Raw genomic sequence first — 14,512 nt, 5'->3', positions numbered from 1 at the left:
ACATTCTGTCCTTTGCGCAAGTGATCCAGATGGATAACAGTGCAAGAACAGGAACATGCAGGTCGCACAATCACCCACGCTGGACGGTTCGGCACCGTCCGCAACCGCGCAAGCGGGCCGCATGGACTATTGGCGGCCGTGCGCTGAACTTGATGGCCTCGTCAGCGGCTATCACCTCTATGCCGTCAGTCCGTCGCAAGGCGAAGTGCACCGCGACGTGTTCCAGCCGGCATGGTTCAACTTGCGCATCCTGCTGGACCCGGCGACCCGCTGGCATGTCCGCTGCGGCGTCTCGGCAGCGCTTCGCGTGCCGGACGTAGCGCTCTTCGGTCCATCGAGCGCGGCTTGCTGGTCGGAAAGCGAGGCAGGCACGGTCATCGGCGCCGGGATCACACCCAGAGGCTGGGTCCGGCTGAGCAGAGTGCCGGCCAGAGACCTTGCCGATCACATCGTTCCGGCCAGCGATGTCTTCGGCCCGCAGGTCGAACGCCTTGCACGCGACTTGCGCAGGAGCGGCGGTGGGCAGGACTTTGTCCGTATTCTTGACCGGTGGTTGCTCGAACGGATGGCCTACCCACCGAAGGACGACGAGCCGATCGTGCGCCTTGCCACCGCCTTGCTCGACCCCTGCCTGCGCACCGTAGCCCAGCTCTCGTCCAGCACCGGAGTTGCGCCACGGTCGCTCGAACGGCTCAGCCTCAAGGCCTTCGGCTTCCCGCCCAAGCTCCTGCTGCGCCGCGCACGCTTCCTGCGCTCGCTCCATGCGCTGATCAAGGGCGGGCCCGGCCGCCGCGCTCTGGCTATCGATGCAGGCTACACCGACTATTCGCACTTCATCCGTGAAGCACATGAGTTTCTGGGCATGAAGCCCACCCAGTTCCTCGAAGAGTGCGGGCCGATGTTCACGCGCTCGCTCGAGCTCCGCGAAGCCGTGCTCGGCGCACCGGCACAGGCGCTTACGGAAGGCGCTAGAGCTTAGAGTCATCGTGTAATTATGGCTGTTTCCCTCGGACCTCGGTTACGGCGCACACGTCAGGTTGTCGTATCCTGAAGGCAGGAAGCAGCCCTGAAGCACTATGCCGGATTGGACCTGTCGATGGAAGGCACGCAGGTCTGCGGCGTTGACGAAGATGGTCGAAAGCTCGTGTCGGAGAAGGTGGAAAGCTCAGCCGAAGCGATCGCCGTGATGCTGAAGCAGACGGCCCGACCGAGCGAGCGGTGATCGCAACGGGCCGCATGTCGCCGGCGATCCGTCTGGACCTGCGCAAACTGGGCGTTCCAGTAGTGAGCATCGACGCCCGGCAGGCGCCTCAGAGCCTCAAGGCAAACAAGACCGACCCGCACGATACCGCCGGATTCGCTCAGTTTGCACGCACCGGCTTCTACAAGGAGGTCCAAGTCAGATCTCAGGCAGCGCATGGGGTGCGCAGCGTAATCACCGCACGCAGCACTATTCGAGGCTCGAGGCCATTCGCTTTCTGTCGACAAAGTGGCCTGTGATGATCTCGAAAGCACGGGCGGCTTGCCCCACGACCATCCCGATTCCGTTCAGTGTGCGGCATCCGCGAGCCTTTGCTGCGCGCAGCAACTCGGTCTCCGGTGGAAAGTAGATGATGTCGACTACCCATTGCGAGGGATGGATCATATCCACGGCCAATGGCGTGCCCGGCTTGTCGCTCATACCGATCGGTGTCGCGTTGACGATACCGTCTGCAGGGCCAACGGCGTATAGCGCCTCCAAGCCATCCGGCCTGGCGACTTCAATTGCAACCTTGGGGTGACGGCTCCTAAGATCATTACGAAGTCTGGCAGCGCGACGCTCGTCGACGTCGACCAGCTCCAGCTTGTGAACGCCAAGCGAGAGCAGGGCGTTGGCCACAGCAGCGCCCGCCCCGCCGGCACCCAGCTGGATCACGCGGTCGATCGCTTCCCCGGGCAGGCCATCCATGAAGGAATCCCGAAATCCGGCCATGTCGGTGTTGTAGCCGATCAGCCTGCCATTCCTGACTGCAACGGTATTCACCGCACCGACTGCCAGCGCGCTTTCATCAAGCGCATCGAGCAGCGGCACAACGACCTGCTTGAACGGATAAGTCACGTTGAAGCCGCTGAAGCCGTCTTTGACAAGCCAGGCAAGTACCTGCGCGAGATCGCCATCGGACCAACCCCGATCGGTGAAGTCGAACAGCTCGTAGTTCAGCTCCAGGCCCTGCGCCTGCGCTTCCTTCTCGTGCAACTCGGGGGAGCGAGAGGCAAGGATGGAGCGTCCAAGGAGACCTGAGCGGATCATTCGTTTCTGCTTGATAAGATCCCGGTGCCGCCACTGTGGGGCACCGGGACATTGGGTGGATCAGAAGTTGGCCTTGAAGCCCATGTAGAACGAGCGGCCGACCGGATCGTAGAGCGCAACGTCAGTGCCGTTCTGCGAGCTGCTGACGAAGGGCAGGCCGCGATTGAACAGGTTGTTGACGCCTGCGCGCAGTTCGAACGACTTGCCCACGCGGACCGAACCGAACAGATCCCAGAGCGAATAAGCACCAACGCCGACCTGTGCCGTGGCAGGCGTCAGGACCGAAGTCGTATCCTTCATCGCGCTCTGGTAGCGCCAGCGCATGCCCAGCGTCGCACCATCGGAGCGATAGCCGAACGACGTCAGCGCCTTCCACTTTGGCGTGGCGCGCGGCGGCAGGCTGCTCACGCCGGCCGCACCGTTGCTGATGCCGGTATAATCGAGCGTGGCCGCACCGGGCAGGAGCTGCAGCTTGTAGTTGTGCAGCCAGCCGATTGCTTCGTTGACGAACAGGCGGCCGCTTTCGTCGCCGAGGAAGCGGGCGGGTACCGTCCAGTTTAGCTGCGCCTCGATGCCGTCGGTCTTGACCGAACCAAGGTTGAGGTACGGGGTTGCAACGGTGGTCAGCTGGCCACCGGCATCACGTACGAGCAGACCGCAGTACAGGTTGTTCTTGTCGTAGGTCGGGTTCGAACCATCGAGGTTGAAGCACTTCGACAGCACGGTCAGGCCCGGAACGGTCGAGATCACGTTCTTGACCGAGATGTTGTAGTAATCGACCGAAAGCGTCAGGTCAGAGAACACTCCGCTTTCGAACGGCGAGTTGATGACCATGCCGATGTTGTAGGTATCGGCGCGCTCGGGCGTGAGGTTGGTGTTGCCCGAGACCAGCTGGCCGGTTGCCGTGGTCGGGAAGGTGTAGCTCGAGATCGCGGCCTGCGGGATGCCCTGTGCGACGCAGAGAGCAGCCACCTGTGCGCCGTTCGCGCCAGTGCGAGCGGTCGAGCGCACGTCGCACGGATCGCCGAGTGCGCTCGGAGGCGTGCCGATCACCAGCTGGGTTCCGGTCTGCGGCGAGAACAGTTCGCCAATGTTGGGCGCACGGACTGCGCGCTGGTAGCTTCCGCGCAGCAGGATCTGGTCAACCGGTTTCCAGCGCAAGTCCGCCTCGTAGCTGGTGACGCCGCCGGTCACCGAGTAGTCGGAGTAGCGGATTGCGCCACCGATGCCGAGTTCGCGCGCGAGGGGCTTGTCGGCCAGCAGCGGTACGTCGACCTGTGCTGCGAATTCCTTCACTGTGATGCGGCCCGAAGCAGGCTGAGAGGCGATCACGGCCTCGATGTTCTGCGTGCGCAGATCGCTGTCGGGGGTGTAGTGGAAGGTGTTCTTGCGATAGCCTGCAACCAGCGCGATCTGCGCCGGGCCTGCACCGAGATCGAACAGCTTGCCGTTGACCTGCAGCTGCGCCTGGGTCTGCTGAAGCTTTTCCTTCGAGAACGCGGTCTTGGTGATGTAATCGACGCAAGCCTGCGACAGCGAGCGGGCATTGGCATCACCGAAGATGTTGAAGCCGCCAGCGCAGATCGAGGCGCCGCCGTCAGCGGCATTGAGCAGCGTCTGGACGCGGCTCTTCACGACGGCATCGTTCAACTGCTGGTCGTGAACCGACTGGTCGTAGGCTGCCCACAGATCGAAGGACCAGCCGCTGGCGATATCGCCCTTGAGGCCTGCCATATACTGCTGGACGGCGTAGTTTTCTTCCCAGTTCTTGTAGGGTACGCCCACATAGCGGCCGTTCCAGGTGAACGCGGCGTTCGGGTTCGGGCGCGAGGCGAGGATCGTCCTGAGATCCTGCGGAATGAACGGATTGGTGATCGGAACAGTGGTCAGCGTGCCGAACTGGGTGAGGCTGCCGCCCGAAGCGGTCTTCACCGTGAGATCGACGTACATGAACTGGCCATAGGCAGTCAGCGACGGGGTCAGGTCGTAATCGGCCTTCATGAACGCGGTCTTGCGCTCGAGCGCGTTGGCAAAGTCGATCTGCTGGCCAACCGGCATGCGCACGTTGCCACCGACGACGAGATAGCCGTTGGTGCCGTTCGCGCCCTTGTAGTTGCGTGCACCGGTCTGGGTGAACAGCGTCCCGTCGTTGTTGAAGCCGAGGTTCAGCAGGTTCACGTTGCCGGGCAGGCTTGCGAAACCATAGCCGCCGAAGAGCGTGCCAAGTGCCTCGACCGTCGGGGCGTTGGTGGCGCTCGGCACGAACGTGCCGGTGCCGATGAACGATGAGGGCGTCTTGTCGAAGAAGAACTTGCGGCTGCTGCCGTTGATCGAGTCCTGCTTGGCATAGCTGAACGCGGCGATCACGTGGCCGCGATCCTGGGCAAACCCGCTGCCAAAGGCGACAGAGCCGTTGAACTTGTAGCCGTCGCCCTTTTCGCTGATCGAGTTCTGCATGTCGACGCGCACGCCGTCGAAAGCGCGCAGGGTCTTGAAGTTGACCACGCCCGAGATCGCGTCAGAACCGTAGATTGCCGAGGCGCCGCCAGTGATCACGTCCACGCCGCCCATGATCGAATCGGGCAGGATGTTGATGTCGACGTTGCCGTTGATGTCGGACAGCGGCAGGCGCTTGCCGTCGAGCAGCACGAGGTTGCGGTTGGTGCCGAGGCCATGCAGGTTGACCGAGGCGCGGCCGCCGGTGCCCTGGCCACCGGTGTTGGCGTTGCCTGCGGTGGTGAAGCTCGGGAACTGGTTCAGCGCGTCCTGCAGGTTGACCTGGCCGGTCTCCTTGAGCGCGGTTTCGCCAACCGAGACGATCGGGCTGACGGCAGTGTTGTTCGGGCGCTGGATCAGCGAGCCCGTCACGATGATTTCCTTGACGTCGGCCGGCGCTTCGGCAGCGGCCTGATCCTGTGCAGCATCCTGTGCCAGCGCAGGCGCAGCAAGCGCGGTGGCAACGGTCAGCAGCGACGCGGAAAACGCAAGGCGAGTGCCCCTCACGGTCATGGTCATCCTCCTCCTCGGGCAGCTGGAGTCGCCGCCCTTCACGAGGCTGCATTTATGTTACGAACTAGTCCCTGTCAAACAAGTTGTAACTGGTTAGTTACACTTTGTGTCGTTCGACCTGGAAGGCAGCGGCTGCGCAGATCAGCAGCGGTGCACAATAGGCGGCGAAGAGAGCGGGCAATGGCGCGTTCGCGGCCATGAGATAGCCGCCGAGCATCGGGCCGATGACGGCGCCACCCCGGCCCACACCGATGGCCCAGCCCACGCCCGTGGCGCGCACTTCGCCGGGGTAGGCACCCGCAGCGATGGGCCAGACGCCGTTGTATCCACCCTGCAGCAGAACGCCGATCAGGAAGGCGACGGCGAGGGTCAGCCAGACCGGCATGGACAGCGAGCCGAACGCAACCATGGCCACGCCTGCACCTGCAAGCATTGCCGGGACAAGCCGCCCAAGCGGAACGCGCAATGCGAGAATGCTCATCGCCATGGTGCCGACGAAGGCACCGAGATTGTAGAGCGCGCCTGCATAGATGCCGTTGGTCTCTGAAAGCCCCGCCGCGATCGACAGCTTCGGAATCCAGCTGACGATGAAATAGAGAACCATCAGCCCGAAGAAGACCGCGCTCCACAGCGCGATGGTCCGCGCGCGCAGTTCGGGTGCGAACAACTGGCCGACCTTGCCCGCCGAAGCTGGCCCGTCACCAGACTTCGGTCGCCCGTGAGGCAATACCAGCCACGCCGCTGGCAGCAGCACGACAGTCAGCACAGCCGCGCCCAGCAGCATTGCCTGCCAGCCATGGATGGGCAGGGTGTGCGCAACGATCAGCCCCGTAAACACCGCAGCAAAGGGGTAACCTGCCTGAACCACGCCGACGGCGAGATTGCGCTGCGCAGGCGGGGCACTCTCTGCCGCCAGCGCGGCCATCGCGGCCAGGACCGTGCCGATCCCGGAGCCCACCAGAACGCGCATCGCGAACAGCACCGGCACACTTGGCGCCATGCTGCTGGCGAACATCCCTGCGGACATCAGGCACAGCCCGGCAAGGATCACTTCGCGCCGTCCCAGCCGGTCAGCCAGCGGCGCGATGAACATGCCGCCGATCGCCATGCCGATCAGGCCTGCGCTGAACAGGTTGCCCATCGTGGCGGAACCGATGCCCCATTCGGCCTGAAGCCTCGGAGCGATGAACGACAGGATCGTGACGTCCACGCCATCGGCCATGTTTATCGCAAAGCACAGCGCGACGATGCCGAGGCCCTTGCGCGTCCATGCATCGGGTCCATCGGCGCCAGCGGCGCCGGGTGCGGGAAGTGCCATTCGTCCTCTCCTCAGGGGCTCTGGGCAGACGTCCGGTCGATCCGCAGCAGGCGGCTTCGCGCCGCCGGGCGCGGTCAGTCCTTCTTCGTCACCCAGGCCAGAATGATGTCCGCCACCTGCACGGCCCTGCGCTCCACCGCTTCGGGGCTGGTCATGTCGACCCCGAAGTTGTGGGCGAAAGTGAACTGGTTGGAGACGTTGTAGAAACTGAGCGCGGTCATGTTCAGATGCAGGTCAACCGGGTCGATCCCGGTGCGAAAGGCTCCTTCGGACTGTCCGCGCGCGATAATGTTTTCCAGCATGCCGATCACCCGGCGATTGCCTTGGGGGAGGCTGTCGATCTGCTTGAGGTGTTCTGCGCGGTGGATGTTCTCGTTCATCACCAGGCGCACAAGTTCGGGGTGGCGCGCGTGATAGCGCACGTCGTGCTCGATCAGGCGGCGCAGGGCTTGGGCTGCGGTCCCGCTGGCGATATCCACCTGCGCCTCGCTTTCGCGCACACGGGCATAGGCGCGTTCGAGCACCGCGCGGTACAATTCGTCCTTGCCCTCGAAGTAATAGTAGATCTTGCGCTTGGTCGCTTTGCCCGCGATTTCGTCGATCCGTGCGCCGGCCAGTCCCTTCTCGACGAACTCGTTGGTGGCAATGTCGATGATCTGGTTGATAGCCTGCTCGCGACTTTCGGCCCGGCTGCGGCGTACGGGCTTCGATGGAATATCGGTTTCAGACAAGGTGGCAGTCTCCGCGGCTTGGCACGGCTCGGGCCGCTCCGCATGAAGCGCCGTCCCCGTCACTGCCGGTCGTAGCGGCTTTTGCGCCCGCGGTCTGCCCGCATGGCCGCGCACGACGGGTTTTTCCCCGCCGATCGCTGCCTGTGCGGTCGCCACTTCGCGCTTGGTCGCCACAAACCTCCCCTTGCATCACGGCATCATTTATGTAACGAACTAGTCCCTAACATTTGAAGATGTCAACCTCGCTGCAAGACCGGGATGACGGAGAGCCTGACCAGCCATGAAGACCTCGATCGCCACAGTTTCCATCAGTGGAACGCTCGATGCCAAGCTGCAGGCGATCGCTGCTGCCGGATACGACGGCGCCGAGATTTTTGAGAACGACCTGCTCTCCACGCACCATTCCGCGCGCGACATCGCCGCGATGATGGGCGACCTTGGCCTTGCCTGCACCATGTTCCAGCCCTTCCGCGACCTTGAAGGCCTGCCTCAACAGCAGCGCGCGCGTGCCTTCGACCGGCTGGAGCGCAAGTTCGATGTGATGCAGGAGCTCGGCACCGACTTGCTGCTGGTCTGCTCAAACTGTTCGCCGCTTGCCGATGCCGACCGCGCGCGGACCATCGCCGACCTCCACGAAGCGGGCAAGCGCGCTGCTGCCCGTGGCTTGCGCATCGGCTATGAGGCGCTCGCGTGGGGCCGCCATGTCAACGACCACCGCGATGCCTGGAGCATCGTGCGAGACACCGATCACGCCGCCATTGGCCTCGTTCTCGACAGCTTCCATTCCCTCTCGCGCCGGATACCTTCCAGCAGCATCGGCGATATCCGTGCCGACAAGCTGTTCATCGTGCAGGTGGCCGATGCACCGGTGCTCGACATGGACCTTTTGCAATGGAGCAGGCACTTTCGCTCGATGCCGGGGCAGGGCGATTTCCCGCTCGACGACTGGGCGCAGGCCATCCGCAAGATCGGCTATGACGGGTACTGGAGCCTCGAGATATTCAACGACCGCTTCCGGGCGGGCTCCGCAAGCGGCGTCGCGCTTGATGGCTATCGTTCGCTGCGCCTGCTGGAAGGCGGTATTGCCAGACCTTCGCCGGCAGCGCCGGATCTGCCGCCGCGCACCGGGACCAGTGGCGTCGAGTTCATCGAATTCGCCGCGAGCCACGAAGAAGCCGAAGCTCTGGGAGCAATGCTCCGCCCGCTCGGCTTCCGCCCCACCGCGCGCCATCGTACCAAGGACGTCACAAAGTGGACGCAAGGGTCGGCGAGCATCGTCGTCAACTGCGAACCCGAAGGCCTCGCGCACAGCTTCGACATGGTCCATGGCGCGGCCGTCTGCGCACTCGGGCTTACCGTTCCTGACGTGCCGGCCGCTCTCGCACGCGCCGATTTCCTGCGCATCCCCCGCTTCGAGCAGGCAGTCGGTCCCGATGAATGGCCGATCCCCAGCGTGCGCGGGATTGGCGGCAGCCTGATCTATCTCGTCGATGCAGCGACTCGCGAGGCCATGTGGGCGCACGAGTTTCCGCACTTGCTCGAAGAGCCAGACGCGCCGCTTCTGACTGGCGTCGACCACATCGCCCAGACGATGCAGTACGAGGAGTTCCTCAGCTGGCTGCTGTTCTACGTGGCGCTGCTCGATGTCGACAAGACGCCCCAGCTCGAAATCGCCGATCCGATGGGTCTCGTGCAAAGCCAGGCGGTCGAGAATGCCGACCGGTCGGTGCGGTTCACCCTCAACGGCTCGCTTGCCAGCCAATCGCTCACCTCGCGCTTCGTGCAGAACTACTTCGGGGCGGGCGTGCAGCACATCGCCTTTTCCACGTCTGACGTCTTCGCCGTTGCCCAGGCGGCCCGCGACGGAGGCCTGCCGATCCTCGAGATCCCGCGCAACTACTATGACGACCTTGAGGCGCGCTGGGGCCTTGATCCAGATCTGATCGAGCGCATGGCCGGCCTCGGCGTCCTCTATGACAGGGACGGCGAAGCCGAATACTTCCAGATCTACAGCCGCGCGTTCGCCCGCCGGGTGTTCTTCGAGGTGGTCGAGCGCCGTGGCTACGCGGGATACGGCGCTGCAAACGCGCCGATACGTCTCGCCGCGCAGGCCCGCCACAAACCCGAATATCTGGACTGAGGAAACCCGATGCGCCTGTTCGCCACTGTTGCTGCCGCGACGGCGCTTGCCGTCTCTGTCACCGCTCGCGCTGCCGAGCCCGCGCTCGAATTCGCGTTCGAGGAAACCGTCACGCTCGATGCTGATGCTCCCGTCGGCCCGACTTCGCTTGGCACCCGCAACATTGTGCCGATCACTGGCGGCACGTTCGAAGGTCCCGGCATTCGCGGTACGATCATGGGCGGCGGCTGGGACTGGCAGTTGCGCCGGGCTGACGGGTGCCTCCAGATCAAGGCCGATTACATGCTGCGTACGGACGACGGTGCGGTGATCAACGTCGTCAACACCGGCGTAAGCTGCAGGGCCAAGGACCCCAAGGCAGTGGTTCGCACGCATCCCGTCTTCGAGGCACCGCAAGGCAAGTACGACTGGCTGTCGCAGGGCTGCTTCATCGGGACGCTCGATCCTGTGAGCCTGCCCGATGGCAAGCGCGCAGTGCACATCCGCTTCTACCGCGTCATCTGAACGCCCACGAAAAGCACCAAGGAGAGGACAAGATGGCCCGTTTCACCCCGATGATGGCGCTCGCCTGCGCCGCTCTCTTCACTACGCCCGTCGCGGCCGAGCGCGTGGTCCCGGTCAATCCCGAACCTTCGATGGCCGACAAGTTCCCGAAAGTGCCGGTGTTCTTCCCCGGCGGTGTAAAGGCGTGGCGGGATGTGACCTATCAGGTCAATCCCGGCTACCGTCCGCAGATCGTCGATATCTACATGCCGACCCGAAATGGTCCGCATCCTCTGGTGCTCTATATCCACGGTGGCGGCTGGATGGGCGGCCATACCCGCCAGTCCGGCGCGTTCGACAACTTCCCGAAGATGCTGGCTGCCTTCGCCGCCGAAGGCTTCACCGTCGCAAGCGTCGAGTATCGCCTCTCGGGCGAAGCGCCTTTCCCCGCGCAGGCGCGCGACGTCTTTGCAGCGCTGCGCTTTCTGCGCGCAAATGCGGCACAGTATCATATCGACCCTGCGCGGGTCGGGGTTTTCGGTGGCTCGGCGGGAGGACACCTTGCCGGTCTCGCTGGACTTGCCTGCACGAATGGCAGGATCGACGCCAAGCTCGACCCCACCTCGGCAAACGATGCCTGCGTTCAGGCCACGGCGGTGTGGTACGGCATCTTCGATTTCGCGACGATGCCGCGCATCGTCCAGAAGGACTCCGCCGAACAGCGCCTGCTCGCCTGCATGGAGGGCACGTGCACGCCCGAGGCCATTCGTGCGGCAAGTCCGATTGCCTATGTCGACCCCAAAGATCCGCCGTTCCTGATCCTGCACGGGGTTGACGACAAAGTCGTGCCGATTGCGCAATCGCATCAGCTGGAAGCTGCGCTGAAGGCCGCGGGTGTCCCCGTCAGCGCGACCTACTACGCCGCAACCGACCACAGCTTCATGGGCGCAACGCCCGATGACACGCGCCGCACCTCGCTCATGGCGATGAACGCCACGTTCGACTTCTTCCACGACAAGCTGGGAGTGCCGCGCAAGTGATCCGCAAGCTGACGGCCGCGCTGCTCCTTGCGACAAGCGGTCCCGCGTTGGCAGAGCCTGTAACGATCGATGGCGGGCAGATCGAGGGCAAATACCTGTCCTCCGGGGTCAAGGCCTGGCTCGGCGTCCCTTTCGCCGCACCGCCCTTGCGCGATCTGCGCTGGAAGCCGCCGCAGCCGGTGCAGCCATGGCAGGGCGTTCTTCATGCGGACCGTTTTGCCCCCGAATGCCTCCAGCCGCTGCGCGGCTCGCTCCAGAACCACTACTTCGGCAATGAGGCAACCAGCGAGGACTGCCTTTACCTCAACATCTGGGCACCAGAGGACGCTGCCAAGGCGCCCGTCGTGGTGTGGATCTACGGCGGCGGATTCAACATCGGTTCTGCCTCGATGGCCAACTATTCTGGTGAGCCGCTGGCACAAGAAGGCGTTGTCCGCGTCAATCTCGCCTATCGCGTCGGCGCGCTTGGCTTCCTCGCGCATCCCGAACTGACGGCAGAGTCCGGCACTGGCGGGTCCGGAAACTACGGGCTGATGGACCAGATCGCCGCGCTGCAATGGGTCCAGCGCAACATCGCGCGCTTCGGCGGCGATCCGGCCAATGTCACGATCGTCGGCCAGTCGGCAGGAGCCATGTCCGTTTCGCTGCTGCAGGCCTCGCCGCTGGCCAAGGGCCTGTTCGCCAAGGCCGTGGCGATGAGCGGCAGTGCCTTTGGCGGGATGATCGGCCCGGTCCCTCTCGATAAGGCCGAAGAGCATGGGCTTGCGCTGCAGAAGGACCTCGGTGCCGCTTCGCTTGCCGGAATGCGCGCTTTTCCAGGTGATCGCATCGTGGCCGCCACCACGCCGCGCACTCCGATCGTCCGGGATGGCAGGGTCGTGACCGGGGCGAATGAGGAAATCTTCGCCGCGCGCGGGCAATTGGACGTGCCGATGCTCATCGGCTATACCCGGGACGAGAGTTTCCGCCCGTTCCCCGCACTCGACAACAGTGCCGCTCTCGCTGCTGCGGTTCGTGACCGATATCCCGCAAATGCCGATGCCATCCTGCAGGCCTACGCCTCAAGCGGACCAAGAGCCGCCATCGATATTGCCCGCGATGGCTCGGTCGGTCTGCAGATGTTTGATTGGGCGCAGGCGCAGCACAAGTCGGGCACGGCACCTGTCTACGCTTACATTTTCGCGCGCCGCCAGCCCTATGCGCCGGGCATCACCTTCAGCGACCACGACCCTGCCACCGTTGGCGCCTACCACACTGGCGACGTGCCCTACTGGCTGCGCACGCGAGATGCACTGAACACGTTCCGCGCCACACGCATCTGGGAGGCTGCGGACCAATCACTTGAGGCGGAAATGGCGGGGGCATTGCTGTCGTTTGCGCGTACTGGCGTGCCCACCAGCGCCAGGATCGGGATATGGCCTTCCTACACGACCGATCGCCCCCGTCTGGTCTGGCTGGGTGAGAACCCGGCTATCACGGCCTGGCCACATGCTCGCGATTTCGGATTGCTGCGGGGTGTCATGGTCCCGGCGCGTCCTGCTTCCGGCCGACCGAGAGACTGATGCGCCGACATTTCCGGCTTGCCTGCACGAGCGTCACCGGGTTGCTTGCCACCGCTGCCGCCGTGGCGCAGCCTGCTGCAACGCCCGAGGCTGGCGACTGCAATCCCGACGCGGAAATGAGCTATGTCTGCGGCGCCGAAAGGCCGGAAGATCTTATAACCCTTCCAGAGACATCGCTGCTTGTCGCTAGCGGCTTTTCCGAAGGTGCCGGGATCAAGCTAGTCGATACGCAAACCCGGACCGTCCAGCGCTGGTACAAGGGCGAGGCAGCGCAGATCGCGCCCGACCCAACCGCCTTTCCCGATTGCCCCGGCCCTCCCGAGGTCGCGCTATTCAATGCACGGGGACTTTCGCTGCGCCCCATTGCACCCGACCGCTACCGCCTTCTCGTCGTCAACCACGGCGGGCGCGAGGCGGTTGAGGCTTTCGATGTTTCCCTGCCAGACAAGGACCAGCCCTCGCTGGTCTGGCGCGGCTGCGTGCCCATGCCGGAAGAGCAAGTGGGCAACGCCGTCGCGCAGTTTGCAGACGGGACCATTCTCGTCACCGTCCTGACCCGGCCCGGCACGACGATTGGCGACTTCATGTTGGGCCGCAAGACGGGGGCTGTCTGGCAGCGGCGTCCGACCGACAGGCACTTTCGTGCAATGCCGGGGACTGAACTGCCCGGCAACAACGGCATCGAGGTCGACCCTGACCAGCGCCGCTTCTTTGTCGTGGCCTTCGGCTGGCATGCGGTGCTAGTCTTTGACCGGGACGACACCCGCAGGCCCCTCGCGCGGATTGTGGCACCGGATTTCATGCCCGACAACATTCACTTGACGAGTGGGCACTTGCTCCTTGCCGGAATGCGACTGGACGAACCGGCCTGTGGTGGATTGCGCAAGGTGATCGACGGCAAGGCCGATCCGATGCGGTGCAAGCGCGGCTGGATAGTGGGAGAGATCACCCCGGACCGCACCCGGATTGCCACTTTCGCTTACGGAACTCCTCGATCCCGATTCAACGGACTGTCTGCGGCCGCTCTGGTCAACGAGGAGTTGTGGCTCGGTTCATTCCAGAGTGACCGGCTGGCAATTGTAGCTTCGGACAATCGCTAAACGTCGCTCTGCAGCTAATGGGCAAAGCCTTTGCGGACAAACCGGGAACCGGGAAGAGCGTATCCGTTCTCTTCCCGAAAAAATTTAGAACAGGCCAATCGCAAGCTCAAGTTGGAGACGGCATTCAAGCTTGGGGGAACAGGAGGCTAAGGGTCCAAACCCAATCATCCTCTTGAAAAATTTGCGCGCACCCAGGGGGCTCCGCTGAGGCAGGAGGCTGTTGGGAAATGTGCTGGCTATCGAAGGGAGCTTGGGCTGCCATCTCGCCGCACTTGAAGAACCAGCCCGGAGCGCGACGGGTCGATGACCCAACGGTAATCTCAGGCGTCGGCGTTAAGACATCGGGTAGCTTTGCTGCCGCGGTGGATGAGGCGGGCCGCTTCCGGCAATCACGCAATGCCGGCGCCTACTTCGGCCTGGTATTCAGATGCCATCAATCGGGCGAACTCGACTGGACTGGCAGGATCACAAAGCAAGAGGACGGGACTGCGCGCAAGCTGCTTTACGAAGCCGCCAACTCGATCCTGACGAGGAGCCGAGGGACCTTTGCCCTGAAGACATCGACCATGAAGATCGCCAAGCATCGCGGCCTGAAGAAGGTCCGTGGCGCACTCGCCCGTCGCCTCGCGGTCATAATGCATGCGATGCTGCGCGATGGCCCTTTGTTCCAAGCATGAGGTGGGATTGGACCTGTTTGCCAGCGGTGAAGCGTCCAAGCTGCTCCGAAGGCGGTGTCCTGCGAGGGAACGCAGGGACGAATGATCTTCGAAGGTTACCGGATGGGAGCACAAGCCCTCTTCGGGTCAATGCAACGCTCACGGCTGTGAGACCCGATATAG

At 63.7% G+C, this 14,512-nt stretch carries 11 protein-coding genes and 1 pseudogene; 8 read left to right on the top strand and 4 right to left on the bottom strand.

Annotated features, from left to right (window positions below; translation table 11 throughout):
* Window positions 1-55: 55 nt before the first annotated feature.
* Both ACZ1JX_RS18910 and ACZ1JX_RS18905 read left to right on the top strand, forming a co-directional pair.
* A complete protein-coding gene (locus tag ACZ1JX_RS18910) occupies window positions 56-979 on the top strand; it encodes a helix-turn-helix domain-containing protein (protein ID WP_465126494.1) in 924 nt (307 codons plus the stop codon).
* A 117-nt stretch (window positions 980-1,096) separates the two neighbouring features.
* Window positions 1,097-1,222 (top strand): hypothetical protein, encoded by a 126-nt coding sequence (locus tag ACZ1JX_RS18905; protein WP_465126493.1) that lies wholly within the window; start codon window positions 1,097-1,099, stop codon window positions 1,220-1,222.
* Window positions 1,223-1,450: 228 nt separating this feature from the next.
* On the opposite strand, the gene ACZ1JX_RS18900 is transcribed toward ACZ1JX_RS18905, so the two are convergent.
* From ACZ1JX_RS18900 to ACZ1JX_RS18885, 4 genes are all read right to left on the bottom strand, one after another.
* The gene (locus tag ACZ1JX_RS18900) at window positions 1,451-2,290 is read right to left on the bottom strand and encodes a shikimate dehydrogenase (RefSeq protein ID WP_465126492.1); all 840 of its coding nucleotides are present in this window, start codon (window positions 2,288-2,290) and stop codon (window positions 1,451-1,453) included.
* 60 nt (window positions 2,291-2,350) lie between these two features.
* Window positions 2,351-5,299, bottom strand: a complete 2,949-nt coding sequence (locus ACZ1JX_RS18895; protein ID WP_465126491.1) for a TonB-dependent receptor domain-containing protein — start codon at window positions 5,297-5,299, stop codon at window positions 2,351-2,353.
* Between the two features lie 97 nt (window positions 5,300-5,396).
* On the bottom strand, window positions 5,397-6,617 hold the full coding sequence (locus ACZ1JX_RS18890) for an MFS transporter (protein WP_465126490.1): 1,221 nt from the start codon (window positions 6,615-6,617) through the stop codon (window positions 5,397-5,399).
* A gap of 74 nt (window positions 6,618-6,691) precedes the next feature.
* Window positions 6,692-7,348, bottom strand: coding sequence for a TetR/AcrR family transcriptional regulator (locus tag ACZ1JX_RS18885; RefSeq protein ID WP_465126489.1), 657 nt, complete (start codon window positions 7,346-7,348; stop codon window positions 6,692-6,694).
* A gap of 280 nt (window positions 7,349-7,628) precedes the next feature.
* On the opposite strand from ACZ1JX_RS18885, the gene ACZ1JX_RS18880 reads away from it, so the two are divergent.
* The 6 genes and pseudogenes from ACZ1JX_RS18880 to ACZ1JX_RS18855 form a co-directional block, all read left to right on the top strand.
* Window positions 7,629-9,488 (top strand): bifunctional sugar phosphate isomerase/epimerase/4-hydroxyphenylpyruvate dioxygenase family protein, encoded by a 1,860-nt coding sequence (locus ACZ1JX_RS18880; RefSeq protein WP_465126488.1) that lies wholly within the window; start codon window positions 7,629-7,631, stop codon window positions 9,486-9,488.
* 9 nt (window positions 9,489-9,497) lie between these two features.
* Window positions 9,498-9,992 carry a DUF3237 domain-containing protein gene (locus ACZ1JX_RS18875; protein WP_465126487.1) on the top strand — a complete coding sequence of 165 codons (495 nt, stop codon included), beginning with the start codon at window positions 9,498-9,500 and terminating at the stop codon, window positions 9,990-9,992.
* Window positions 9,993-10,024: 32 nt separating this feature from the next.
* Complete coding sequence (locus tag ACZ1JX_RS18870) at window positions 10,025-11,011, top strand: alpha/beta hydrolase fold domain-containing protein (RefSeq protein ID WP_465126486.1); 987 nt, start codon at window positions 10,025-10,027, stop codon at window positions 11,009-11,011.
* Window positions 11,008-12,573, top strand: a complete 1,566-nt coding sequence (locus ACZ1JX_RS18865) for a carboxylesterase/lipase family protein (protein WP_465126485.1) — start codon at window positions 11,008-11,010, stop codon at window positions 12,571-12,573. The genes ACZ1JX_RS18870 and ACZ1JX_RS18865 overlap by 4 nt, the downstream gene beginning before the upstream one ends.
* Entirely contained in the window at window positions 12,573-13,673 is a 1,101-nt protein-coding gene (locus ACZ1JX_RS18860) for a hypothetical protein (RefSeq protein ID WP_465126484.1), read from the top strand. The genes ACZ1JX_RS18865 and ACZ1JX_RS18860 overlap by 1 nt, the downstream gene beginning before the upstream one ends.
* Before the next feature lie 317 nt (window positions 13,674-13,990).
* A pseudogene (locus tag ACZ1JX_RS18855) lies at window positions 13,991-14,350 on the top strand (transposase); the annotation flags it as partial.
* Window positions 14,351-14,512: the final 162 nt, after the last annotated feature.

The organism is Novosphingobium sp. BL-A-41-Hi4A-0G (genome assembly GCF_055521735.1).
The sequence above is the reverse complement of the archived record's forward strand: the minus strand, read 5'-3'. Positions and strand labels throughout refer to the sequence as shown.

Bases quoted from the DNA above. Each gene is read 5' to 3' on its own strand.
- ACZ1JX_RS18860 (WP_465126484.1), top strand. From the start codon at position 12,573: ATGCGCCGACATTTCCGGCTTGCCTGCACGAGCGTCACCGGGTTGCTT.
- ACZ1JX_RS18895 (WP_465126491.1), bottom strand. From the start codon at position 5,299: ATGACCGTGAGGGGCACTCGCCTTGCGTTTTCCGCGTCGCTGCTGACC.
- ACZ1JX_RS18890 (WP_465126490.1), bottom strand. From the start codon at position 6,617: ATGGCACTTCCCGCACCCGGCGCCGCTGGCGCCGATGGACCCGATGCA.
- ACZ1JX_RS18900 (WP_465126492.1), bottom strand. From the start codon at position 2,290: ATGATCCGCTCAGGTCTCCTTGGACGCTCCATCCTTGCCTCTCGCTCC.
- ACZ1JX_RS18875 (WP_465126487.1), top strand. From the start codon at position 9,498: ATGCGCCTGTTCGCCACTGTTGCTGCCGCGACGGCGCTTGCCGTCTCT.
- ACZ1JX_RS18880 (WP_465126488.1), top strand. From the start codon at position 7,629: ATGAAGACCTCGATCGCCACAGTTTCCATCAGTGGAACGCTCGATGCC.
- ACZ1JX_RS18905 (WP_465126493.1), top strand. From the start codon at position 1,097: ATGGAAGGCACGCAGGTCTGCGGCGTTGACGAAGATGGTCGAAAGCTC.
- ACZ1JX_RS18910 (WP_465126494.1), top strand. From the start codon at position 56: ATGCAGGTCGCACAATCACCCACGCTGGACGGTTCGGCACCGTCCGCA.
- ACZ1JX_RS18870 (WP_465126486.1), top strand. From the start codon at position 10,025: ATGGCCCGTTTCACCCCGATGATGGCGCTCGCCTGCGCCGCTCTCTTC.